The following is a 21,841-nucleotide window of genomic DNA, read 5'->3' on the forward strand; positions in this document are numbered from 1 at the left end:
TTTTTTGGCGCGCCTTTTTTGGCTGCTGCCGTTTTTGTTGCTGTCGTTCTTGCCATGTTCTTACCTCTCTACCCCCGCCCCCCTACTACACTACGCGTGCGCCCGCCTGCGGAGTAAAATTAGAGTTCCCCCCTCGGTTACTGTACCCCTTAGTCTTTGTGATCTAATGGGGGGAGTTGTCAAGCTGGGCTTTGCAATAAATAATTTTCAAAAAATAATTTGATTATTATTTATTTTTCGCTAGGAATTATATTTCCGTCACTATCAAAGCTGTAGCGCTTGGGTTTGTTGTGGTGTTCTTTGTTATGGCAGTCTTGGCATAACGCCTCTAGGTTATCCCAGCTAAGCGTTATGCTTACGTCGTTAATATTCTTTGCGGTTAAGTATTTCTTGTGGTGCACAACCTTTGCAATGTCGCCGCAGCGCTCGCATACGTTGTGCTGGCTAATGAGATATGCAGCCCTGCACTCTCGCCAGCTGCTACTTTCGTAAAACTCTTTTGCCCATGCTTTCATACTTTCCCACTCACTAACATTGTATACAATGCCTTAGCCTCAAAAAATATCATAAAAAAATCACGCCTGCCATTTTATCTGCTGCTTATATAATCGTATCGTCTATGCCCCAAAGCATAACGCTTAGCTCTTGTACTATAGCTGTTACCCAGCGGCGCGGTGTAGCCTCGCCTGTGTTAAGTGCCTCTGCTATGTACTGGTATGTCCTGCCCTCTAAGAAATACAACTTAAACGCCTCGTACTCGTGCTGCCTGCCGTCCTTAGCTTTGTCTGCCTCTATCTGCTGCATAGCTGCGTTAATATGCTCTACTGCTATTTCTGTCTTAAGCCTGTTAGCTTTTAACTTAGCCTGCTGCAATAGCTGCCCGCCGTCTGCTGGCGCTTGCTTTGTACTAAACAGTGCAGCCCTGTAGCTCTTCATAAGGTTAAACGTGTCTGTGTATCTGTCTCGCTGCTGGCGTTCTGCTTTCTCTTGTCTCTTGTATTCCTTTACGCCTGCTGCTACTGCCTGCGTTATGATCTGGGTTAACTCGTCCTGTGTTAGTTCCATAAGCGCCCCCTAATCACTTAAACGGTAGTTCCTCGTCTATACCGTCTGGTATGTTCATAAAGCCGCTGCCGTCGTCCTCAGTCTGTGGCTGCTGGCTCTGTGTCTGTCCTCTGTTCTCTGCGTCTGTCTTACTCTCTCCAAAGCCCACGCTATTAGCTCTTACCTCTGTGTAGTAAACCTTAACGCCGTCTTTGTTGGTATAGCTGCCCGTCTTAATCTTTCCTGTTAGCTCTACCTTTGTGCCTTTGCTTGCCCACTTCTCTAACCACTCTGCCTGCTTATCGAAAGCGACGCAGCTTATAAAGTCTGTCTCTTTGTAGTCGTCTACTGCCAGTGTAAAGCGCGCTACTGCTTTGCCCTCTTGCGTGTACCTTACGTCTGGCTCTCTAGTAAGTCTGCCTACTAAGCATGCGTTATTCATTCTTAGCGCCCTCGCTTTCTGTAATTCCTGCTGCAAGCTCTAGCCTGCGTCTCTTTGTCTTGCCTGCCTCGCTCACGATCTGAAACGCTAAGAGCGTTAAGCAGATAATGCCAGTAATTGCTATTGCTGTTGTGTTCATAGTTTTACCTCGCTTTCTAAGTAGTCTGTTAGTGTCTGTATTGTCTCGTCGTAGCCGTAGCATACAGCTGTAAAGTAGCCCTGCTCTTGTAATGCCTCTAGCCACTCTTTCTGCAGCTTTGTTGGCTTGTTGCTGTGGTCGCTCTTCTTAAGCTCGATATACAACCCGTGAAAGCCTAGCCTCGATACTGGTAGCATTAAGTCTGGTACGCCTGCCTTTACGCCCTGCCGCTTTAGTGCTATGGCTGTGCTCTTGTTTCTCTGCCCGCCGTTTGGTATGTGGTGCAGTAGCTTAAGCTCTGGGTAAGTGTTCCGCATAATGTCACACCAGCTAAATACTGCCTCTTGTGCCCCTGCCTCTGTGTCTAGTCTGTAGTTGTGCCTCATGTTATCCCCCTTGCTCGTCCTCTTTGCACTCGTCGTAGTGCCTGCATGTTAAGCAGCAGCTATGGCAGCCCTTGCCTCTTTTAAATCAGTGGCTAAGCCTCTGCTTAAACTGTGCGCCGCTGTCCTCTGCTGCCTGCTGCGCGCCTGCCTTACTGATAGCTACGCCTGCTGCCAGTACAAGCGCTATAAACACTGCTGCCGTAATAGTAATAAATGCTGTTATCATTTCCCGTGTAACCTCTCTAGGCGCTTGCTCTCTTCTATGATCTCTAGCGCATAGTCTGTATACGCGCCCTCTTTATACAGCCTGTTTGCTGTGTCTGTCGCCATGTTATACCTCATAAGCACGTATATAATGTCGTACCCGTAGTCTGTAGTGTCTCTAAGCTCTGCCAGATAGTCTGCAGCTACAAGTATGTTGCCTCTTACGTCGTATATGTCCGTAACGCCTAAGCGCTCCATGCGGTCTGCGTGCCAGCGCTCGCTTACCTGCATAAGCCCTTTGCAGTCGCCGTTAGTAGCCATAATGTAAAGCGTGCTCTCACGCTCTGCCATTGCCTGCAGTATCTCTGGGCATATCCCGTACATGTTGCCGTATTCCTCGGTAATCTCTATAAGCTCTAGCTCGCTTATGTAGCCCTCTGCTGCCTGCGTGCTAGGTATGTACTCGTACTGCGTCTCTACTACCTCGTCGCCTGCTGCCTCTGCTGGCGCTTGCTCTATAACCAGCTCTATAACTTCTAGCTCTGGCTCTTCGGTTTCTACTACTGCCTCTACTGCCTCGTCTCTCACAAAGCAGCTGCCCAGTAGCACAAGTGTAAGCACTGCTGCAATGCTCGCCGCTATAACTCTCTTTGCTTTTGCCTTTGTCATGGTTAGCCCCTCTCTTTACTCTAGCCGTACCATTGTGTACCTAAACCAGCCATAGCCGTAATACTCTGGGCTTGTTACGCCCTGCTCTATGCTGTCTGCTGGTATGTAGTAGCCTTTAGGTGGTTTAATATCCTCTCGCACTCTGTAGTAAGCGCGTGTGGTGCATATTTCATACTTTGGCTCTGGGTGTACTAGGTTGCGGCTACTGTTGTAGCGCTTGCCCATAAGTGCGCCCTCGTCTCTGCGGTGCTCGCTGGTGTACTTAATCAGATATGCCGCCAGCTCTGCGTAGTTGCCTGTATCGTCTAGCGGGAATACCTTAACGCGGTTGTGCCCCTCGTATGCTTTGTACCACGCCTGCTGCAATAGCTCAGTGTCTAGCTTGTTTATAACTAAGTGGTGGTGGCGTGCTCCCTTTTTGCCTATCTCCATTACGTGCACATACTTAAGCTCTTTGCCTGCTTTCTTGTATAACTTTCTCAGCTCACGCAGAAACTTAGCTATATCTGTCTGCATTTCCTCTTTGGTGCGATCTGGCTTACCCTCTTGTCTGATGTAGTCAAGTATTACGTGGTAGTCTCCATAACCAAAGTTAGCATTAAGCAGCAGCCTTAACTTTCTCTCTGCCTGCTTATTGTTAATTTTTTTCTGTGCCTCTTTCGTAGGCTTTACTTTATCGGCTCTGCACTGCCCCTTACGGTTGTACTGGCTGGTGTAGTAGTACTCTACCTCTATTGTCTTTCCTGCTTGGGTTGTTCTCTTAACATAAGGCATATTATTTTTTATCCCCCTGTCGGTAAGTTAATACTTTTATCAAGTGTTTTAAGAGCGCTTACCGCGCCTGTTTCTTCCTATATATATGTAGTTAATTTTCGATTAGCTTTACTAAGCCCATGCTTAGCAGCTTGTTTGCTCTCGGTATACTCATGTAGTGGCGCTCGCCAGCTACTACTACTTTGCCTAGTGCATTGTCTAAGTAGTCCTGTGTCGCCTCTACGTGCAGTTTTTCTGCTGGCTTATATGTGGGCTTGTGCGTTGGCTTGCCTATGATCTGCCGCCAGCGCTTTAATATTTCCTTGTCCTCGCTCTTGTAAGTAAAGCCTGTGGGTATCTGCTCGTATATCTTCTTAACGTCTATGCCCTGCATATCAAACGGCACTACATAGCCGTTAACGCCGTCCTCTACGCCTATTTCGTCTGCTACGCTAATAGGTGTAGTAATTACTGGCGTGCCTAAGCTAAACGCCTCTACAATGCTGTAGCAGTAGCTCTCGTTGTCCGAAAGCTGCACTAAGTAGTCTGCTGCTGCAATATATGGCTTAATCTCTAAGTCTGGCTGCATTACTACAATGCCTTTAGGCGTGCCGTTAAATGCGTTGGCTGTAAATACCAGCCATATAAACGGTATATGCTCGTCGTTTAATGCCTTTGCCAGCGCTTTAATACGGTCTGCGCCCTTTTCCTCAGTAAGCCTAGTAGCGCTTAAGAGCTTAAGCAGCTTTCTAGGCTTTTTGTTGTTTCCGATATTGTGCAGTACGCCTGCTGCCGCTGCTATCTCGTCGTCGTAGCTGTCCTTTGCGGTCTGGCTTACTGCTATGTACTCGTCGCGCCCCTCTGGTATTACGTAAAAGTCGCGCAGCTTGCAGCTGTGTATAAGCTGTAGTGTTTTTTTGGCTGTGATCTGTACGGGCGGCTTATCAAAAAGGCTGTTCATAATAAGCAAATCGCAGCTAGCCTCTAGCTCGTTGCCTAACTGCAGTGTCATTACTACGCCCTGCAGTCTCTCTACTTGCTTGTCGTCGCCGTTCTTATATATAACCGTTATGTCGTACTCTTTATGGAGTGCGCAGCATAGGTTATATATAAAAGTCTCTATGCCGCCTACTGGCGCTAATAGTTCTGCGTATATAATTACTTGTGCTGTTATAGCCTTGTCATATTGCATATTGATACCTCGTAGCTGGTGCGCTTAATATCCTCTGCGCCCTCTTGTTTTTTGATAAAGTCGCGGCTCTGCAGCCTGCCTGTAAGTTCTACTGTGTCGCCTACTTGCCAGTCTTTAGCTTTGTCTGCTAGTGACTGCCAGCAAATACAAGGTATATAGCAGTTAGTGTTAACCCTAAATACGCTGGGCACTTCTAGCATTAAGTTAGTAATGCGCTTGCCGCTCTTCTTTACGCGGTACTCTATGCCCTTGCCTAGCTTGCCCGTTATCTTAACGTCGTTCTGCAGCTCGTAGCCCTCGCCCTGTACTACGCCTATGTAGTCGGCAGCTACAAAAGTAAGCACTCTGTTAGTTTTAAAGTCCTTAGCTGTCTGCATTTTTCCTATTACCATTACGGGCATGCCCTTAACAAACGGTAAAAGCTCCTGCTCTGTTTTCTCTGTAAAGTAAATCTGCTCATAATCTGGCGTGCCGCTGTGTCTGTCCGTCCTAAGCAGGATATGCCAGCACTTAACTTTAGTGCCGTTGATGTTTTCGCGCTCTTCTACGTCTGTTTCTGCAATTCCTAACAACGTAATAAGGTTTTGTGTTTCCATAGGTCTATATATCCCCCTGTAACTCGTTTTTTGCTGCCTCTTCTGCCTCAGCTCGCCAGCTATCGCGCTGCAGCTTTCCGTTTAAATCTGTTATGCCTTTTACTGGCTTGCCTAGCTCGTCGTCTGGTAGCTTGTCGTAAAGCTCTAGGGCTGTAGTATCAAAAGTGCGCTGCCCTGCTACCTCTATGTCGTAAACGTCGTAGCCCAGCTCTGCGTATTTCTTTTCTACGCGTTTCTGTGCCGCGTCTACGTTAAAGTCTGCGCCCAGTATCTCTATTGCCTCTGCTTTGCTGTTCTTGCCGTTTCGCCTGTCTGTAAGCTCGACTTTAAATTTAATGAATACAATTTTTATATGATCTGCAGTACACTTAATCACTTATAAGTACCTCTCTATAGCGTTCTTAATAACGTCTACGTCGTCCTGCCCGTCTATTACAATTACGGGTATATCTGCTGCGCCTGCTGCCTGTAGCTCGCCCTGCATGCCTGCGCTAATGCCGTAACGGTTGCCCATAACGCAAAAATCGCAAGTTAGTAATAGCGCTGTGCCTGCCTCTAAGCCTCTGGCTCTTTCGTCTGGCTTGCTATCGTCCGTAACTTGCGTTAAATACAAGTGCGGCGTAATTGGTGCTAGTCCTGCTGCTAGCGCGGTGCGTGTAAGCTCCTGCGCGTAGTCTATGTGGTTGTCTAGCTGTGCCTCACTTGTCGCCCTATAAGGGCTGCATATATATACTGTTTTCATACGCTCCCATATTCTCCCAAAGTTTTATAGTAATCTCTCTTTTGCTATCTCGTAGTATTCTGTGTCTAGCTCGCAGCCTATAAAGTCTCTGCCTAGTTCTTTACACGCTACCCCTGTTGTGCCGCTGCCCATGAATAAATCTAAAATCGTGTACCCCTCTGGCAATATGCCTACTATGTTTTTCATAACTTCTACTGGCATTTGACAAGGGTGTGCGGTTTTCTCTGCGCTAGTGTTCTTTACTTGGTTTATGTTCCACCAGTCGTATAAAGCTGCGCCTGTCTTTCCTGCCGCAATAAGCGCCTTTACCCTTTTGTCTGTTGGGTTTTTATATGGCTGTGTCACTTGCCTAAAGTCTGGTGTAACGCCAAAGTATGCTACGTCTCTGTGTTGGCGTTTGTTGTTGCTGTTGTACGTCCAGCTGCAGACTTTGTTGGGCGCTTGCCCCGTCTCTATTGCTAATCTGTATAGCGCCTCTGGGTAATGTATAACCACATAAGGGCTTTTAAGCTCTGTAAGTAGTCCTGCTATCCACTGCCAGTACTCTTGCTCTTTCTTTCTGTCTTTATATGTCCTGTACTTGTAGCCGATATTAAAAGGTGGATCAGTAACAATAATTATTTTTCTGTCGCGTAGCTGCCCCCCCTCAAAAGTTCGGCGCAGTCGCAGTTAAAAAGCTCTATCATGTGTTAATACCTCGCATAGCTCCTAAAGTCCTTTTCGCGTGCCCGCCTCTCACGCTCTACATTGTCGCTGCCCCTCAGTTCGTAGTATTCCTCTTGCAGCTTTCGCCTGCAGCGTCCTACTGTCTCTATGCTGGGTATTGCGCTGCGCTTTACGCTGCTAAAAAAGCTAATTACTGAAACTCTGCTAAAGTCCACGTTAAGCCGCTTGCCGTAATACTCTAATACCCTGCAGTAAAGTACGTTGTCGCTGTCTCTTGCTGCCTTGTCCTCTTTCAAAATGTCGTAAACTAAGTCTGTTGTCTTTCTAAGTTCGCCCATTTCTTAGCCCTCGCTTTCGTTTGTATAGCGCCACGCTACTACCTCTGGCGTGTTCTTTGGTTTGTATTGCAATGTACTTTTAAAGGTGCTTTCTTTTACTAGCCATTTCTCGCGGTTGTACTTGTCTGTACGCTGGTAATAAGTAATACACTCTGCTAGCTGCCAGTCTTTGTTATGCGGTATGTCGCGCCCGTCGTCTACTAAGTGCCAGCCGTCTGACTTCAAAAGCATTTTGTTGCCGTCTACGCAGTAGTTGCCCTCTGTATCGTAGGCGCAGCAGCTTGCAAAGTTGTTAAATACGCATTTATCGCAAGGCAGCGCCGCGCTTGGGTTTTGCTCTTCATTTCCTAAAATATCCCATATAGTTAGCTGCTTATACTGCTGCATACTTGTTACCTCTCGCGTGTTAATGATCTGGCGCTTAGTCCTCTAAGCTCTTTTTATCTGTTACCGTTCTTTCGCATTTAATGCTATTTTCTTTGGCTGTAAGCGTTGCTCTTACGCCGTCTGCGGTTGTTACTGTAATTTTCTTAATGTTCTGTGCTGCTAAGCAGCCTGTGCTTTCTAGTAGCACATGTCTAAGCCCTGCGCAGTCGCCCTCGAAAAGCCTTTTAATGTTCGCCTCTGCGTATGTTTTCTTTTGCTCTACTTTCTGTAGTGCCTGTGCCTCGTCGCAATTACACTGCAGCGTTGCCAGCTTGTTAACTTCGTCCTCAGTTAAGCCCTCGCCCGCTACCACGTTTGCTAACTGTCCGCAATAAATGCAGCAGCCTGTATAACTTGCCATGTTTCTACCTCTCTTTCGTCGTTGTATTATTTACGTTTCCAGCCCCCGCGCAGTCTGCGCTTTTTCTCTACAATGTACATGCCGTACTCTCTTACTGTGCTTTTGTTTTTCTTTGGTGTCATGTCTTGCCCTCTCTTTCCTTTACCACTTGCCCTGCTCTTTTAACTGTTCTAAAAAGTGCGCTAAGTCGTCTGCGGCTTTCTGCCAGTCGTAAGCGTCCTTTTTAGCTTTTAATAGCTCTTTTTGTCCTGCTATTAAGTTGTCGCGTGTGTTGTTTAGTAGTTCCTGCAGCTGCTCTAGCTGGTTTATAAGCTCAGCGTTAAGCTCGTCTGCCTTTTTCTTTTCTTTCTTAGCCTCTGTAAGCTGGCTCTTTAGGTCTTTAATCTCTGCTTTTAGCTCGCTAATTGTTTCCATGTCTTTAGCGTCCTCTTGCGCCTGCTGCCCTGCTGCAGCTAAAGTACCCTCTATGTTAATTTCTCCCGTGTTTGCAGCTGTAAAGCTCTGCCTGCGTCGTAGTTCTGGTCTTTCTACTACTGTTAGGCTTAAGCTCTTGCCCGCAATGTCTACAAAATGCTGCTGCCCGCAGTACTTGCACTCTATAACCTCGTTATCGTGCTGCCAGTCTGTAAGCTCGCTGCCGCATTTTAAGCAATTATGCCCGCCTTTTGCATGTAGGCTGCTTACTCTCTTAAGTGCCATTTGTTGCCCCGTCTTTCTCTATTGTTATTTCGTAGTAAAGCCTTAGCTCTAAGTCGCTAAAGCTGTATGCTGGCGTGTCCTCTGGGTGCATGCTTTCAATAAGCCCCAGCTCTTTAGCCCGTTTGTGGTTTATTTCTGGTATCATGCGCAGCTTAAGCACTTTATAGCCTAAGTACTCGCGGTCTAAGTTGCCGCCTAGCTTGCCCTCGCTATCTATTGCAAGTGCCTTGTAGCTGTCAAATACTACAAAAGTGTTAGTTATGCGCTGGTCTAGTATGCGTACCCTGCAGCTATGATCTATAACGCTTAACTGGCTCTGTAAGTTCATGCCTCGCCCTCGCTTTCTGGTCTTTTGCTGCCGTACTCTATATAGTTCTTAAGTGCCGCCTCTGGTATGTTGTAAGCCCAGCGGCTAGACATTTTAACGGCAGTGCCGATAGGTAAAACGCCCTGCTGCAAGCCTACGCGTACAAATTGCGGGCTAACGCCTAATATCTTTGCCGCCTCGCTTGGTGTTACGTTCTTACTGCTCTGCATTTCCTACCCCTGCTGCCGTCGCAGCTATAACGCCCTGCGCAAAAAGCGCTACTTTTGTCTGCTGCTCTTTTGGCAGCTGTGCTACCTCTGCCGCAAGGTCTTTAAACTCTGTGTACTGTGGGTTATTCTCTAAAAAGTTTCGCTCTTTAGCCTCTTCTATGATCTGGTCTACGTTCTGCTTTTTTCTCATTTCCTTTTAACCTCGTATTAAATGTCTAGTACTTGCTCTTTGGTAAGCATTAAGTAAATGCCTAACGGTACTAGGAATACTGCCGCCGTTATGTCGCCGTCTAGTACGTAAGCGGCTAGTACGTTTGCTGCTACCAGCACAAGCCCTACGCTGCGCTGTATTAAAAAGTACTTGCGGCGCTGGGCTGCTGCCCTTTGCCGCTTTCTGCGCTTTGCGTCTCTTTCTACCATGTCTGCTACTGCTGCTGCATAGCCTGCGCTATATGCCTGTATATCTTCTAAAGTTCTATAATTTTCCATACACGCTGCCCCCTCTATGCTTTTAATGCTCTGCTACGCAGTAGCTAGTAATAACTGCCTCGCGTTTAAGTGAAAACATAAGGCTTTCTAGTTCGTACTCTGTGTCGCTGTGGTCTAAGATATTCTGCGCTACTATCTGCAGCTTAGCTGTGTCTATGTCTTGCCCTGTTTCCTGCCAGTAGAAAAGCATATTAGCAAGTCGTGTGTATTCCTCGTTAGTACCGCGTGTGTAAAGGTTTTTGCTTATACAAAAGCTGCGTACGTCGTCAAAGTCTAAGCGGCTGCGCTCTTGCATTTTGTTGCCCTTTACTTGTAGCTCTGCTGGGTAAACGTCGTAGCACTCGTCGTTAATGCTTACTTGTACTGCGTCTGGTACGTTTACGCTTTCAATAAATAAGGCTGCCTGCTCGAAAGTGTCGAAACCAAACTTAGTTTGGTATTCATGGTTAGGCTTTCCGTCTGGTATTCTTAACGCCTCGCCTGCCACGTTCCAAAACATTACTTCAAACTCTGGCGGGTATGCTCTGTAGCCGTTCTCTTTGTTAGCCGCCCATATTTTAATAACTGTTTCTGCGTCGCCTGCTGCCTCTGCGTCCTTTTCTGCTTTCTTTATGTCCTTTTCGATTAGTTTTCTATATTCTGCTAAAAACTTAGTAATGTAGCTTACTGTTAATGTGCCCAGCTTGTACGGTAACTCTTTCTCGCTGTTCACTGCGTCTATGCAGCCCGTAATAACCTTTACTGCGTCCTGCTGTGCCTCTAATGTTCTGTACTCTGTCATGTTGTTACCTCTCTTTCGTAAGTTAAATTGTGTTTTCTCGTTTCCGTAGGCACTAAATATAGTGTCGCGGTGTTTCTATATGTAACAGTATAGTTACTTTACGTACGCGTGTCAACATATTATTTATAAATATGTTGCGTTTAGTAACTTTACGCTTTATAATCTAGGTATCAAAAGGCATATATACTTATTAAGGAAAGCGGAATTATGAAAGAAAGAGTAAAAGCAATAAGAATAGCGCTAGGTATGTCTATGGAAAGTTTCGGCGCGCGTCTTGGTGTTACTCGTGCTACTATTTCTAGGATAGAAAGCGGCGTAAATAACGTTACCCCTCAAATGCTTATAGGTATCTGCAGGGAATTTAACGTTAATAAAGAATACTTAGAGACTGGCAGCGGCGACATGTTCGTTAAAGTTTCCGACGACGAGCAGCTAGCTAAGCTGTTAGGTGCAGTATTTACAGACGGCGACGAGTTCATTAAAAAGACTTTCTTAGCACTAGGGCAGCTTAGCCCGCAGCAGTGGCAGCTAGTAAAAGACTTTGTAGACAAAATTAAAAGCGGCACGTAATAGCGCCGCTTATTTTTTACCTTATTAGCTTGTCTTTTATGCCTAAGATAAACTGCAGTATGATTTTAAGCGCCTGCTGGTCGTTTAGTCCGTCCAGCGCGTCTATGATCTGCTGCTTAAGTTCCTTGTTATCCATGCTGCTACCTCACTTTCTTAAAGATTAGCTTTAGGTTATTAAAACTTATTGCCCTAAAACGTACATAAACGGTACAGCATATATTTAAGCCCTTTTTAGTCACTCTATCCCCTTTTTATGCACTTTAGGGCTTAAATATCCACATTTTACATACGAAAGCGTGATTATATGAAACTACCAAACGGCTACGGCTCTGTGTATAAGTTATCTGGTAAACGTCGTAACCCTTATATAGCTCGTAAAACTACGGGCTGGTCTATTGATGATAGCGGCAAAGCTAAGCAGCATTTCGTAACAGTCGGCTATTATCCTACTAAAGCTGCTGCACTACAAGCGCTGGCAGACTTCAACGCAAACCCCTACGACATACAAGTAAATACTATTACCTTTAAAGAAGTGTACGAAAAGTGGGCTAAAGAGCACTTCGAGCTTATAGTACCCAGTGCCCGCCGTACATGGATAAGCGCGTATAACCATAGCGCCCCGCTGCACGACATGCGCTTTAGAGACATACGCGTAAACCACTTAGAGCAAACAATAAAAGACGCTGCAGCAGGGCAGCCCACTAAGCAGCGTATGAAAAGTCTATATAATCTCATGTATAAATACGCTCTTAAGCACGAAATATGCGACAAAGACTACGCGGCGCTGTGCAATAGCGTTAAAAAGGGCGAAAAGGTTATTAAGCGCGTGCCGTTTACTGATAATGAAATAGAAACGCTGTTTAGTAATCTGGCTTACCCGTTTGTAGACATGCTGCTTATAGGAATATATAGCGGCTTTCGTCCACAAGAGCTAGCTATACTAAAGCTAAGCGACGTAGACTTAAAAGAGCGCACTATAGTAGGCGGCTTAAAAACAGACGCAGGGCGCAATAGGGTTGTACCGATACATAGCCGCGTTTATGATCTGGTCGAAAGCTGCTATAACAAAGCTGCTGCCGCTGGCTGTGATACTCTTTTTTATGATGAAAGCAGCCAGACTGGTAAAGAGCTTACGTACGATAAGTGGCGCGGGCGCTTTCGTAAGATTATGAAACGCTTTAAAATGTCTCATACGCCCCACGATACCCGCCACACGTTCATAACTAAGGCTAAAGAGTGCGACGTAGACGAGTACATACTTAAACTTATCGTAGGGCACGCTATAGACGACGTAACAGAAAAGGTATACACGCATAGAACACTAGACGAGCTTAAGCAGGAAATAGAGAAAATAAAGTAAGAAAAAAGAGCTAGCCAGCTGCTATACTGGTTAGCTCTTTTGTTAGTTACGTCTGTTAGTTACTTGTTAGTTACGTGTTAGTTACCCGTACTATTTTGTACTAACTCACATTGTTTTTAATTTTTCCAAAGTCTCATATTTACGGCATTTCTTAAAACTTGCCAGCCTTAGCAGCCTCTTCGATTGAAACGGCTGTTGAAACAGTCATACCAACCATAGGGTTGTTACCAGCGCCGATAAGACCCATCATCTCAACGTGTGCAGGAACTGATGAAGAACCAGCGAACTGAGCATCTGAGTGCATACGTCCCATTGTATCTGTCATACCATAGGAAGCTGGGCCAGCTGCCATGTTATCTGGGTGAAGTGTACGTCCTGTACCGCCGCCTGAAGCAACTGAGAAGTACTTCTTGCCAGCCTCGTTACGCTCCTTCTTGTATGTACCAGCAACTGGATGCTGGAATCTTGTAGGATTGGTTGAGTTACCTGTGATAGATACGTCAACGTTCTCCTTCCACATGATAGCAACACCTTCGCAAACATCGTTAGCGCCGTAGCAGTTAACCTTTGCACGAGGTGAATTTGCATCCTTGGAGTAGCACTTTCTTGAAACTTCCTTAACAGTGTTTGTATAAGGATCGTACTCTGTCTCAACAAATGTGAATCCGTTGATACGTGAAATGATCTGAGCAGCATCTTTGCCGAGACCATTAAGAATAACTCTAAGAGGTTTCTGACGAACCTTGTTAGCCTTCTCTGCGATACCAATAGCACCCTCAGCAGCTGCGAATGACTCGTGGCCAGCAAGGAATGCGAAGCACTCTGTATCCTCTTCAAGAAGCATCTTACCAAGGTTACCATGGCCAAGACCTACCTTACGTGTATCAGCAACAGATCCAGGAATACAGAAAGCCTGAAGTCCCTCACCGATAGCTGCAGCTGCATCAGCAGCCTTTCTGCAGCCCTTCTTGATCGCGATAGCAGCACCTACTGTGTAAGCCCACTTAGCGTTCTCAAAGCAGATTGGCTGAATGCCTTCGATAAGGCTGTAAACATCAATACCAGCTGCCATTGTAATATCTTTACATTCTTCGATAGAAGAGATTCCGTACTGCTTAAGGCAAGCCAGGATCTGGGGCTCTCTTCTTTCATATGATTCAAATAAAGCCATTATTATTTCCTCCTTCTCACCTTATCACTGTTTTCTAGGATCGATGCATCTAGCAGCATCAGCTACACGGCCATACTGACCCTTAGCCTTGTCAAATGCTGTGTTAGCATCGTCGCCGGCCTTGATGAAGTCCATCATCTTGCCGAAGTTTACATACTTATATCCAATGATCTCATCGTTCTCATCAAGAGCGATATCTGTGATGTAACCATCAGTAAGCTCAAGATAACGAGGTCCCTTGTCAAGTGTTCCGTAGGTTGTACCAACCATTGAACGTGATCCCTTACCAAGATCCTCAAGACCTGCACCAATCTGAAGTCCGCCCTCTGAGAATGCAGACTGTGTACGTCCATAAACGATCTGAAGGAAGAGCTCTCTCATAGCAGTATTGATAGCATCACAAACAAGGTCTGTGTTAAGAGCTTCAAGAACTGTAAGTCCTGGAAGGATCTCAGCTGCCATAGCTGCTGAATGAGTCATTCCTGAACATCCGATAGTCTCTACGAGAGCCTCCTGGATGATACCTTCCTTAACGTTGAGTGAAAGCTTACATCCACCCTGCTGAGGAGCACACCAGCCGATACCATGTGTATAGCCGGAAATGTCCTTTACCTCTTTGGACTTTACCCATTTAGCCTCTTCAGGAATGGGAGCAGCGCCATGATGTACCCCTTGTGTTACGGGACACATATTTTTTACCTCTGTTGAGTAAATCATGTGAAAATCTCCTTTCGTATTGTAAAGTAAAACTCTACTTACTCACAATAAGCATCGGGCATAGCCCGTGACAATACCTATTTTCGCATACAATTGCGCTTATTTCAATGGCAATGATATATTTTTAACGGATTTTTTAGCGGTTTTATCAATCAAACTTAAATACTACCCTGTATTGTTCATCAAAGGCGAGCATAGCATCAAAGCTGTTTCCTGACTTGCTGGTGAAACCAGAAATCTTGTCTGTTACCTTGTCAGTAAGAAGCTTGATCACAGCCTCCTTTGGTAGTTCAAGGCCAGCCACCTTGCCAATAAAGAAGTCGCAGCTGCCTTCCACGTCTTTCTGGTTGCCCTCGCACTTATAACCCCAGTGATTTTTGATAACTGGCTTGCCACACTTAGGACACTTGACTCCTTCAAGGGCCTCTTCCTCATTTTCGAAGACGAACCTGATGCCAGTAACCTTTCCAGCATCATCCTTAGAAAGTGCCAGTTTTGCTTCGAAAGGCTTTCCTGCCTTGGACTTAAATCCAGAGATTGGCTGGGTAACCTCCATCGTAAGAAGTTCCTTTACCTGACTGTCATTAAGCTTCTTACCAGCGATCTGACCTATATTGAACTTGCAGCTGTGCTCAGGATCTTCTCTATTGTAGTTCTTGCAGCCATAGCCAAAGCTGGTCTTAACTATCTCGCCGCCGCAGACAGGACATAAAACACCCTTAACAACCTTGGCCTCTACGTTCTCAAAATCAAAGGTAATATCGCTCTTGCCCTCTTCATTCTTTTTAAGAACAAGGCATGCATCAAAGGACTTCTTGTCCTTATTTTTGAAACCTCTGATAGTTCCAGTCTTACCTTCTTTAAGAAGCTGCACTACATTTGCTTCAGAAAGCTGTTTCTGGGCCACCTTTCCAATAAAGAACCTGCAAGACTCTGGGTCATCCTTTTTGTTGTTCTCACAGCAAATACCTGCTGAGAGTTTGATTATCCTGCCACCGCAGTCTGGGCAAACCACATCTTCCAGGTACTCTGGTTCAATTCCTTCAAAGTCAAAGCCTACTTCTGTCTTGCCTTCTTCGTTCCTTTTAAGGACAAGCTTTGCGTCAAAGCTTGTCTTTGATTTGGACTTAAAGCCCCTTATTACATCAGTTGTCCCATTTGTTATAAGAGTCCTGATGGTCTCATCATCCAGCTTTTTGCCCGCAACTTCGCCTATGTTGAAGTAGCAGCCATTCTCTTCTTTGCCTCGGTTTTCGCAGGCCACCCCATATCCGGTCCTGACCATCTTGCCGCCGCATACAGGGCATGCAATGCCCTCAATATATTCATCAGGAACGCCGTCAAAGTCAAAGCCTATAGTATGTTTACCATTCTCATCTTTGGTAAGAACAAGAATAGCCTTAAACTTCTTCTTGTTTTTACTGGTAAAGCCTTCGATAACTCCGGTCTTGCCTTCTGTTATCAGCTGCTTAACCTCTTCTTCAGAGAGCCTCTTACCTGCTATCTCTCCAACGGAAAATCCACACTTTACCTGATCGTTGAAGTAGTTGCTGCAGCCATAACCAAAGGATGTGGTGGTCATCTCACCGCCGCAGGCAGGACACTTTACACCGATTGGTCTGCGACCTGCTGGTCCCTTGGCATCTTTTCCAGCAAACTGACTGATATTGGAAGCTATGGAAGCCGTGAGATCTGCACCTATCATCTTGTTGGTCTCACGTCTTATATAGTCTTCCAGTTTCTTGCGGTACTCTCCAGAGTCAACGGAACCGTTATAAATTCCCTCAAGCCCCTTCTCCCAGCTGGCAGTCATCTCCGGGTTAAGAAGTGTAGGTATTGAGAGATTAACTACCTCATAGATCATCTCCCCAAGATTACCAGGGGTGATAACCTGAGACTTGTTGACATTAAGGTATTTATTGGTAATGAGCTTATCGATAATACCTGACCTGGTAGCGGCTGTTCCAATTCCGCTCTTCTTGATCTGGGCACGAAGCTCTTCATCCTCTATGAGATTACCTGCATTCTCCATGGCAAGGATAAGGGTACCAGAAGTATATCTCTTAGGAGGCGATGTCTTGCCTTCCTTGATCTGATACTCATTAACTGTTACAACATCGCCCTTTTTGGCGCTATCTACAAACTTAATGAAGTCCTCTTTTGAGATTCCAACATCTTCCTCATCGTTGCCTTCTGATGATGACCCTCCCTCAGCGCCAGCTTCTACCTTGTTGTCTGAAGGAAGTCCTGCCACCTCCAGGTATCCTGGAGAAACCAGCACTTTTGAAGAAGCAAAAAATCTTTCTCCGTCCACAAGAACCTGAATCTTGGCTGTCTTGTACTGAGCTGGAGGATAAAAGATAGAAAGGAATCTCTTCACAATAAGCAGATACACATCTCTTGCCAGTGGAGAAAGTGACCCTAAAGCCGCAGTCTGCCCTGTCGGGATAATTGCATAGTGATCTGTAACCTTGGAATCATCTGTATAAGATGACTTCTCAATTCCTTTGTACATGCCATTTTTAAGCACGTTATCTACAAACCTGGAGACTTCGTTTATGCCCGATAATCCCCTTACATTCTTGGTTATCTCTTTTGCCACAGCTGTCGTGAGAACTCTGGCATCAGTTCTTGGGTAAGTGGTGAGTTTCTTCTCATAGAGTTCCTGGGCAACCTCAAGGGTCTGTGATGGGCTTATTTTAAAACGCTTGGAGCACTCTCCCTGAAGCTCCGCCAGGTTAAAGAGCATAGGAGCTTTCTTGGAAGTCTTGCCTGATTCGATGCTGTCGATGACAGCCTCTTTTCCTGTAAGACTGTCTATAAGTGCCTGCGCATCATCCTGCTTGCTGAACCCATTCTCCTTGTATAAAAGAGGTGACTCAAAAAACTTAGATCCCTCAACGGCTTTCCACTCTGCCAGGATCTTAGCATCAGAAAATGAACCCACAATCCTATAGAATGGGGTCTCAACAAAATCTCTTATCTCACGCTCGCGCCTTACGACCATGCCAAGAACACAGGTCATTACTCGTCCAACAGCAATAGCTGTGTAGCTCTTGGTAGCTGCTGCGTCGTTTAAGAGCTTGCCATATTTAATTGATAACGCTCTGGAAAAATTGATACCTAGACTGTAGTCCTCAATGGCACGCATGATTCCGGACTCGCCAAGAAGAGCATAGTCAGACATGGGTTTTGCCTCAGCAATTCCCCTTCTGATCTCTTCATCGGTCTGAGAGTCAATCCAGACTCTGAGCTCCGTCATGCCATCACGGACTCCACCATAATTTCTGATGTTTTCCTCGATGGTCTGTCCCTCTTTTCCCGAGTCACCTGCCCAGTAGACAGTATCGATGTCCTCTCGGTGAAGAAGTTCATTGACGATCTTGTATTGATCTTTAGATTTTTCAATTACGCCGTATTTGTAATTAGCTGGCAGAAATGGCAAATCTTCTATACGCCACTTGCTGTACCTCTCGTCGTATGCCTCTGGATAGAGCATCTGGACAAGGTGTCCAACACACCATGAAATCACATACTGGTCATTTTCTATGTAACCCTTCTGGTTGCCAGAGACATTAAGCACTCTGGCAAAGTCTCTTGCAACCGAAGGTTTCTCAGTTATAATAAGCTTTTTGCTATCAGCCATTTGTTAATTCATCTATTCCAATCAGCCTCAGCTTCGATCCTGGCTTAAGGGATGCATCCACCAGCCACTCATCGAATCCTGCAGTTGAAAAGAGATAGATCAGATCTCCCTCAAGTCTTGCTTTTTTCGCGCAGTCCTCAAGCTTAATAAGGTCCTCGTGGGTGATCTGTCTCTGCCATGCGCAGATACCAATTGCGGTATCTCCCATGTCACTCTGGGCAATGATATCAATGTTGCCCTCTTTGCCGATCCATTCTCCCTCATCTCCTATCTCGAATGGAAGAAGTCCCCTCTCCTCGAGCCTGAAGACATACTCACGGCAGATGCCCTTGAAGAACTCATTAGCATAATTTTGAATTCCTGCAGATATAAATATATCATAAAACTTATCTGCCGGCATCATAAGAAGACTGCTCTCATTTGGGAAGATAAACTTGAAATAGAAGTAGATCAAAGGGTCAGCTATCTTATATACTCCCTTCATGACATTCTCTCTTCCAGCGTTGCCAAAAGAGTATGCCTTGTAGGCAAAGTCATGATGGATAAGTGTCTTTAGATATACGGAGATCTTAGCTCTGGAAAATCCTGTTGCATGATAGAGGTCATTGAGTTTGCTCACACCTGATGCCATCTCTGACAGGATCGTATGATAAACTGATGTCTCTCTAAGGCTGTATTCTGTGAGCCTTAATGCCTCTCCATAAAGGAATGATCCGGGATCTAAGATGTTCTTGCAGACGTTCTCTTTGAAGGAGAGGTTCTCGTCAAAGTATCTCCAAAGCATTGTCTGTCCGCCAAGAACTGAATAGGTAAGAACAGCGTCTCTGTATGGCATGTTCTTAAAGTAGCTTCTCATCTCAGAAAATGGCAGGGGCTTGATCTTGCGGAATCCTGCGATATTAGCAGAAAGAGACCCAAGTGTTGCCACCATGCTGTTCTCAACCCAGGATACGTCGCTACTTACAAGAAGTACCAGTATCTGTCTGAACTTGCCGTTCTGCTCAATAAAATTCACCAGCTCCTTCATAAAGGAATCGGAGTTTTTTATGATGTACTCAAAGTTTTTGACAACAAAAATAACGGGGTGTCTGGCATTTGTACCAATGCTGGTATTGAAGATATCTGTATAAGTCAGGTCTTCACCAGTCTTGTTCCCCGCCTCCATAAGCTCTTTTGACCACAGACGGATCTGCTCCCTTTCGGAGACACTCCTGGCTGTGTAAAAGACATTTCGTCTGTTCTCAATAAACTTAAAAAGCAAAGAGTCCTGCTCCACATTCCTGTGTCCATAGACCACAAGAATATTGGAGCGTCCACTCTCGTAATATCTGTTTAAAAAAGTTAAGTCGATTTTTCTAAGCTCTTCCATAGCTTCTCACATCTATAAATTATTTTTTATTGATATATCCGCTAGCCTTAAGAAGCTCTGCGCACTCTACAGCGCCGCCTGCTGCGCCACGAAGAGTATTGTGAGAAAGACCAACAAACTTCCAGTCGTAGATTGTATCCTCACGAAGTCTTCCGATGCTTACACCCATACCACCCTCGTAGTTAACATCAAGAGTAACCTGAGGTCTGTTGTCATCCTGCATGTACTGGATAAACTGCTTAGGTGCGCTAGGGAGCTGAAGCTTCTGTGGAAGTCCGGAGAAGGTCTCGAGCTTTTCGATAAGCTGCTCCTTGGTTGGGTTCTTTTTGAACTTGACAAATGCAGCTGCCGTGTGACCATAAAGAACAGGAATTCTAATGCACTGACATGTGATCTTAACATCATCAGCAGGAACGATAACGCCGTTCTCAACCTTACCCCAGATTCGAAGGGGCTCTTTTTCTGACTTCTCTTCCTCTCCTGAAATGAAAGGAATAACGTTTCCTACCATCTCTGGCCACTCTTCAAAGTTCTTGCCTGCTCCTGAAATAGCCTGGTAAGTTGTAGCAACCATCTCGTATGGCTCAAACTCCTTCCATGCAGTAAGAGCTGGAGTATAGCTCTGGATTGAGCAGTTTGGCTTAACAGCGATAAAGCCGTTTGTTGTGCCAAGTCTCTTTTTCTGATATTCAATAACATCCATGTGCTCAGGGTTGATCTCAGGGATGATCATAGGAACATCTGGTGTCCATCTGTGAGCTGAGTTGTTTGATACAACTGGAGTCTCTGTCTTAGCATACTCTTCCTCAATGGCCTTGATCTCATCCTTGGACATATTTACAGCTGAGAGAACGAAATCTACGTCCTCTGAAACAGCCTTAACGTCTGTAACGTCCTTGATAACAATGTTCTTAACAGACTCTGGCATAGGATTTTCCATCTTCCATCTCTTGCCAACTGACTCCTCGTAAGTCTGTCCAGCAGAACGTGGGCTTGCTGCAATTGTTGTTACCTCAAACCATGGGTGGTTCTCAATAATAGAGATGAACCTCTGTCCAACCATACCTGTTCCGCCAAGAACTGCTACCTTTAATTTGTCGCTCATAATAGTTACTCCTCCTAAATATTATTGAATATGTATTATTATTTTAATTTGAATGAACTAAGGAAATCATCACCTGCTGCAAGCACCTGCTTCATGGCGTCGCTACTTGGTGCGCCAACAGTAAGTCTCTTTTCAACGCAGGTCTTTAAGCTGATGGCATCAAAAATATCTTCATCGAACAGCTCCGAAAAAGTCTTGAGCTCAGAAAGAGGCAGCTCGTCTATCGCACAGTTTTTGTCAATGCAGTAAAGCACAAGCCTTCCAATGACAGAGTGGGCATCTCTAAATGGCATACCCTTAACTACCAGGTAATCTGCCGCATCTGTGGCATTGGTAAAGCCTCTCATGGCACTCTTTTCCATGTTGTCCTTATTGAATTTCAGAGTACTAAGCATATCGGTAAACAATGTCACACAGTTCTTGACTGTATCCATTGCATCAAAGGCCGCTTCCTTGTCCTCCTGCATATCCTTATTGTATGCAAGGGGAATTCCCTTCATTGTGGTCAAAAGAGACATCAGATCTCCGTAGACTCTTCCTGTCTTGCCACGAACAAGCTCCGCAATGTCAGGGTTCTTTTTCTGTGGCATGATGCTGCTACCGGTTGAATAAGCATCATCGATCTCCACAAACCTGTATTCATTGCTGTTCCAGATAATGATCTCCTCTGAAAGCCTTGAGAGGTGCATCATTATGGTAGAAAGAGCTGACATATACTCTATCAGATAGTCCCTGTCTGAGACAGAGTCCATGCTGTTAAGTGTAGGTCCGTAAAAATCAAGAAGCTGAGCTGTATATTCCCTGTCCAGGGGATATGTGGTTCCTGCAAGAGCTCCAGCTCCAAGTGGACAATAATTCATCCTGTTATAGATATCCTTCATGCGAAGGAGATCTCTTTTAAACATCTCAAAGTAAGCACCGAAATGATGTGCCAGAGTAACGGGCTGAGCCTTCTGAAGGTGTGTAAAGCCTGGCATGTAGGTGCCAAGGTTGTCCTTCATGATCTGGCTGATAGTCTTTAAGAGGTCCTGCAAAAGAGCTGCCATCTGTTCAACTTCGTCTCTTGCATAGAGCCTCATATCAAGAGCCACCTGGTCATTCCTGCTCCTGCCAGTGTGAACCTTCTTGCCAGCATCCCCAATCCTCTCTATGAGATTAGCTTCGAGGAAGCTGTGAATATCTTCGTATTTATCAGTTATTACAAGCTTACCATCTTTGACATCGGAAAAGATGCTATCCAGTCCTTTAATGATGTCTTCTTTTTCCTGCTCAGAGATAATGCCCTGCTTGGCAAGCATTGTCGCATGGGCCTTACTACCTCTTACATCAACCTCTAAAAACCTCTGGTCAAAAGAAATAGAGGCATTGAAATTCCATGCCAGTTCATTGATACTTCCAGTAAATCGTCCGCCCCATAGCTGTGCCATACTGTATTCTCC

At 45.4% G+C, this 21,841-nt stretch carries 30 protein-coding genes; 2 read left to right on the forward strand and 28 right to left on the reverse strand.

The genetic code is table 11. The features are described 5' to 3' along the window. Window positions 1-230 precede the first annotated feature (230 nt). From D6855_RS03625 to D6855_RS03720, 22 genes are all read right to left on the reverse strand, one after another. Window positions 231-515, reverse strand: a complete 285-nt coding sequence (locus D6855_RS03625) for an HNH endonuclease (protein ID WP_120738168.1) — start codon at window positions 513-515, stop codon at window positions 231-233. 85 nt (window positions 516-600) lie between these two features. Continuing rightward, window positions 601-1,065 carry a hypothetical protein gene (locus D6855_RS03630; RefSeq protein ID WP_120738170.1) on the reverse strand — a complete coding sequence of 155 codons (465 nt, stop codon included), beginning with the start codon at window positions 1,063-1,065 and terminating at the stop codon, window positions 601-603. A 13-nt stretch (window positions 1,066-1,078) separates the two neighbouring features. Then, the gene (locus D6855_RS03635) at window positions 1,079-1,486 is read right to left on the reverse strand and encodes a single-stranded DNA-binding protein (RefSeq protein ID WP_120738172.1); all 408 of its coding nucleotides are present in this window, start codon (window positions 1,484-1,486) and stop codon (window positions 1,079-1,081) included. Further along, window positions 1,479-1,625: a hypothetical protein gene (locus D6855_RS16665; protein WP_158589456.1), complete on the reverse strand. Its 147-nt coding sequence runs from the start codon at window positions 1,623-1,625 to the stop codon at window positions 1,479-1,481. Before D6855_RS16665 ends, D6855_RS03635 begins: the two co-directional genes overlap by 8 nt. After that, window positions 1,622-2,011 (reverse strand): VRR-NUC domain-containing protein, encoded by a 390-nt coding sequence (locus tag D6855_RS03640; protein ID WP_120738174.1) that lies wholly within the window; start codon window positions 2,009-2,011, stop codon window positions 1,622-1,624. Before D6855_RS03640 ends, D6855_RS16665 begins: the two co-directional genes overlap by 4 nt. A gap of 85 nt (window positions 2,012-2,096) precedes the next feature. Continuing rightward, window positions 2,097-2,237, reverse strand: a complete 141-nt coding sequence (locus D6855_RS16670) for a hypothetical protein (protein WP_158589457.1) — start codon at window positions 2,235-2,237, stop codon at window positions 2,097-2,099. Beyond that, complete coding sequence (locus D6855_RS03645; RefSeq protein ID WP_120738176.1) at window positions 2,234-2,884, reverse strand: lytic transglycosylase domain-containing protein; 651 nt, start codon at window positions 2,882-2,884, stop codon at window positions 2,234-2,236. Before D6855_RS03645 ends, D6855_RS16670 begins: the two co-directional genes overlap by 4 nt. 15 nt (window positions 2,885-2,899) lie before the next feature. Next, window positions 2,900-3,658, reverse strand: a complete 759-nt coding sequence (locus tag D6855_RS03650) for a rolling circle replication-associated protein (RefSeq protein WP_120738178.1) — start codon at window positions 3,656-3,658, stop codon at window positions 2,900-2,902. Window positions 3,659-3,749: 91 nt separating this feature from the next. Further along, window positions 3,750-4,829, reverse strand: coding sequence for a glycosyltransferase (locus tag D6855_RS03655; protein WP_120738180.1), 1,080 nt, complete (start codon window positions 4,827-4,829; stop codon window positions 3,750-3,752). Next, a complete protein-coding gene (locus D6855_RS03660) occupies window positions 4,808-5,425 on the reverse strand; it encodes a single-stranded DNA-binding protein (RefSeq protein WP_120738182.1) in 618 nt (205 codons plus the stop codon). Before D6855_RS03660 ends, D6855_RS03655 begins: the two co-directional genes overlap by 22 nt. 4 nt (window positions 5,426-5,429) lie before the next feature. After that, window positions 5,430-5,801, reverse strand: a complete 372-nt coding sequence (locus tag D6855_RS03665; protein ID WP_120738184.1) for a hypothetical protein — start codon at window positions 5,799-5,801, stop codon at window positions 5,430-5,432. Continuing rightward, window positions 5,802-6,167, reverse strand: coding sequence for a DUF7768 domain-containing protein (locus D6855_RS17160; protein ID WP_120738186.1), 366 nt, complete (start codon window positions 6,165-6,167; stop codon window positions 5,802-5,804). A 24-nt stretch (window positions 6,168-6,191) separates the two neighbouring features. After that, a complete protein-coding gene (locus D6855_RS03675; RefSeq protein ID WP_120738187.1) occupies window positions 6,192-6,836 on the reverse strand; it encodes a DNA-methyltransferase in 645 nt (214 codons plus the stop codon). Window positions 6,837-6,856: 20 nt separating this feature from the next. Beyond that, window positions 6,857-7,171: a hypothetical protein gene (locus tag D6855_RS03680; RefSeq protein ID WP_120738190.1), complete on the reverse strand. Its 315-nt coding sequence runs from the start codon at window positions 7,169-7,171 to the stop codon at window positions 6,857-6,859. Between the two features lie 3 nt (window positions 7,172-7,174). Then, complete coding sequence (locus D6855_RS03685) at window positions 7,175-7,558, reverse strand: hypothetical protein (protein WP_120738192.1); 384 nt, start codon at window positions 7,556-7,558, stop codon at window positions 7,175-7,177. A 34-nt stretch (window positions 7,559-7,592) separates the two neighbouring features. Beyond that, complete coding sequence (locus D6855_RS03690) at window positions 7,593-7,958, reverse strand: hypothetical protein (RefSeq protein WP_120738194.1); 366 nt, start codon at window positions 7,956-7,958, stop codon at window positions 7,593-7,595. A 141-nt stretch (window positions 7,959-8,099) separates the two neighbouring features. Next, complete coding sequence (locus D6855_RS03695; RefSeq protein WP_120738196.1) at window positions 8,100-8,657, reverse strand: hypothetical protein; 558 nt, start codon at window positions 8,655-8,657, stop codon at window positions 8,100-8,102. Continuing rightward, window positions 8,647-8,985, reverse strand: coding sequence for a hypothetical protein (locus D6855_RS03700; protein WP_120738198.1), 339 nt, complete (start codon window positions 8,983-8,985; stop codon window positions 8,647-8,649). Before D6855_RS03700 ends, D6855_RS03695 begins: the two co-directional genes overlap by 11 nt. Next, window positions 8,982-9,194, reverse strand: coding sequence for a helix-turn-helix domain-containing protein (locus D6855_RS03705; protein WP_120738200.1), 213 nt, complete (start codon window positions 9,192-9,194; stop codon window positions 8,982-8,984). Before D6855_RS03705 ends, D6855_RS03700 begins: the two co-directional genes overlap by 4 nt. Beyond that, a complete protein-coding gene (locus D6855_RS03710; RefSeq protein ID WP_120738202.1) occupies window positions 9,181-9,384 on the reverse strand; it encodes a hypothetical protein in 204 nt (67 codons plus the stop codon). The genes D6855_RS03705 and D6855_RS03710 overlap by 14 nt, the downstream gene beginning before the upstream one ends. Window positions 9,385-9,401: 17 nt before the next feature. Further along, on the reverse strand, window positions 9,402-9,683 hold the full coding sequence (locus D6855_RS03715; RefSeq protein ID WP_120738204.1) for a hypothetical protein: 282 nt from the start codon (window positions 9,681-9,683) through the stop codon (window positions 9,402-9,404). Between the two features lie 22 nt (window positions 9,684-9,705). Then, window positions 9,706-10,464 carry a hypothetical protein gene (locus D6855_RS03720; protein ID WP_120738206.1) on the reverse strand — a complete coding sequence of 253 codons (759 nt, stop codon included), beginning with the start codon at window positions 10,462-10,464 and terminating at the stop codon, window positions 9,706-9,708. A gap of 207 nt (window positions 10,465-10,671) precedes the next feature. On the opposite strand from D6855_RS03720, the gene D6855_RS03725 reads away from it, so the two are divergent. Together D6855_RS03725 and D6855_RS03730 are read left to right on the forward strand one after the other, a co-directional pair. Then, complete coding sequence (locus D6855_RS03725) at window positions 10,672-11,034, forward strand: helix-turn-helix domain-containing protein (protein ID WP_120738208.1); 363 nt, start codon at window positions 10,672-10,674, stop codon at window positions 11,032-11,034. Between the two features lie 304 nt (window positions 11,035-11,338). Further along, window positions 11,339-12,394 (forward strand): tyrosine-type recombinase/integrase, encoded by a 1,056-nt coding sequence (locus D6855_RS03730; protein WP_120738210.1) that lies wholly within the window; start codon window positions 11,339-11,341, stop codon window positions 12,392-12,394. A 151-nt stretch (window positions 12,395-12,545) separates the two neighbouring features. On the opposite strand, the gene D6855_RS03735 is transcribed toward D6855_RS03730, so the two are convergent. From D6855_RS03735 to argH, 6 genes are all read right to left on the reverse strand, one after another. Further along, on the reverse strand, window positions 12,546-13,565 hold the full coding sequence (locus D6855_RS03735; protein WP_120738212.1) for a GGGtGRT protein: 1,020 nt from the start codon (window positions 13,563-13,565) through the stop codon (window positions 12,546-12,548). 24 nt (window positions 13,566-13,589) lie between these two features. After that, a complete protein-coding gene (locus D6855_RS03740; protein ID WP_120738214.1) occupies window positions 13,590-14,282 on the reverse strand; it encodes an iron-sulfur cluster assembly scaffold protein in 693 nt (230 codons plus the stop codon). 148 nt (window positions 14,283-14,430) lie between these two features. Further along, complete coding sequence (locus tag D6855_RS03745) at window positions 14,431-17,928, reverse strand: type IA DNA topoisomerase (RefSeq protein ID WP_120738216.1); 3,498 nt, start codon at window positions 17,926-17,928, stop codon at window positions 14,431-14,433. Then, the gene (locus D6855_RS03750; protein ID WP_120738218.1) at window positions 17,921-19,297 is read right to left on the reverse strand and encodes an ATP-binding protein; all 1,377 of its coding nucleotides are present in this window, start codon (window positions 19,295-19,297) and stop codon (window positions 17,921-17,923) included. The genes D6855_RS03745 and D6855_RS03750 overlap by 8 nt, the downstream gene beginning before the upstream one ends. Window positions 19,298-19,316: 19 nt before the next feature. After that, window positions 19,317-20,402 (reverse strand): aspartate-semialdehyde dehydrogenase, encoded by a 1,086-nt coding sequence (gene asd, locus D6855_RS03755; protein ID WP_120738220.1) that lies wholly within the window; start codon window positions 20,400-20,402, stop codon window positions 19,317-19,319. Window positions 20,403-20,440: 38 nt separating this feature from the next. Beyond that, entirely contained in the window at window positions 20,441-21,829 is a 1,389-nt protein-coding gene (gene argH / locus D6855_RS03760; protein ID WP_120738222.1) for an argininosuccinate lyase, read from the reverse strand. Between the last annotated feature and the right edge of the window lie 12 nt (window positions 21,830-21,841).

Origin of the sequence: Butyrivibrio sp. CB08, from assembly GCF_003625485.1 — a bacterium.
Lineage (GTDB): Bacteria > Bacillota > Clostridia > Lachnospirales > Lachnospiraceae > Butyrivibrio.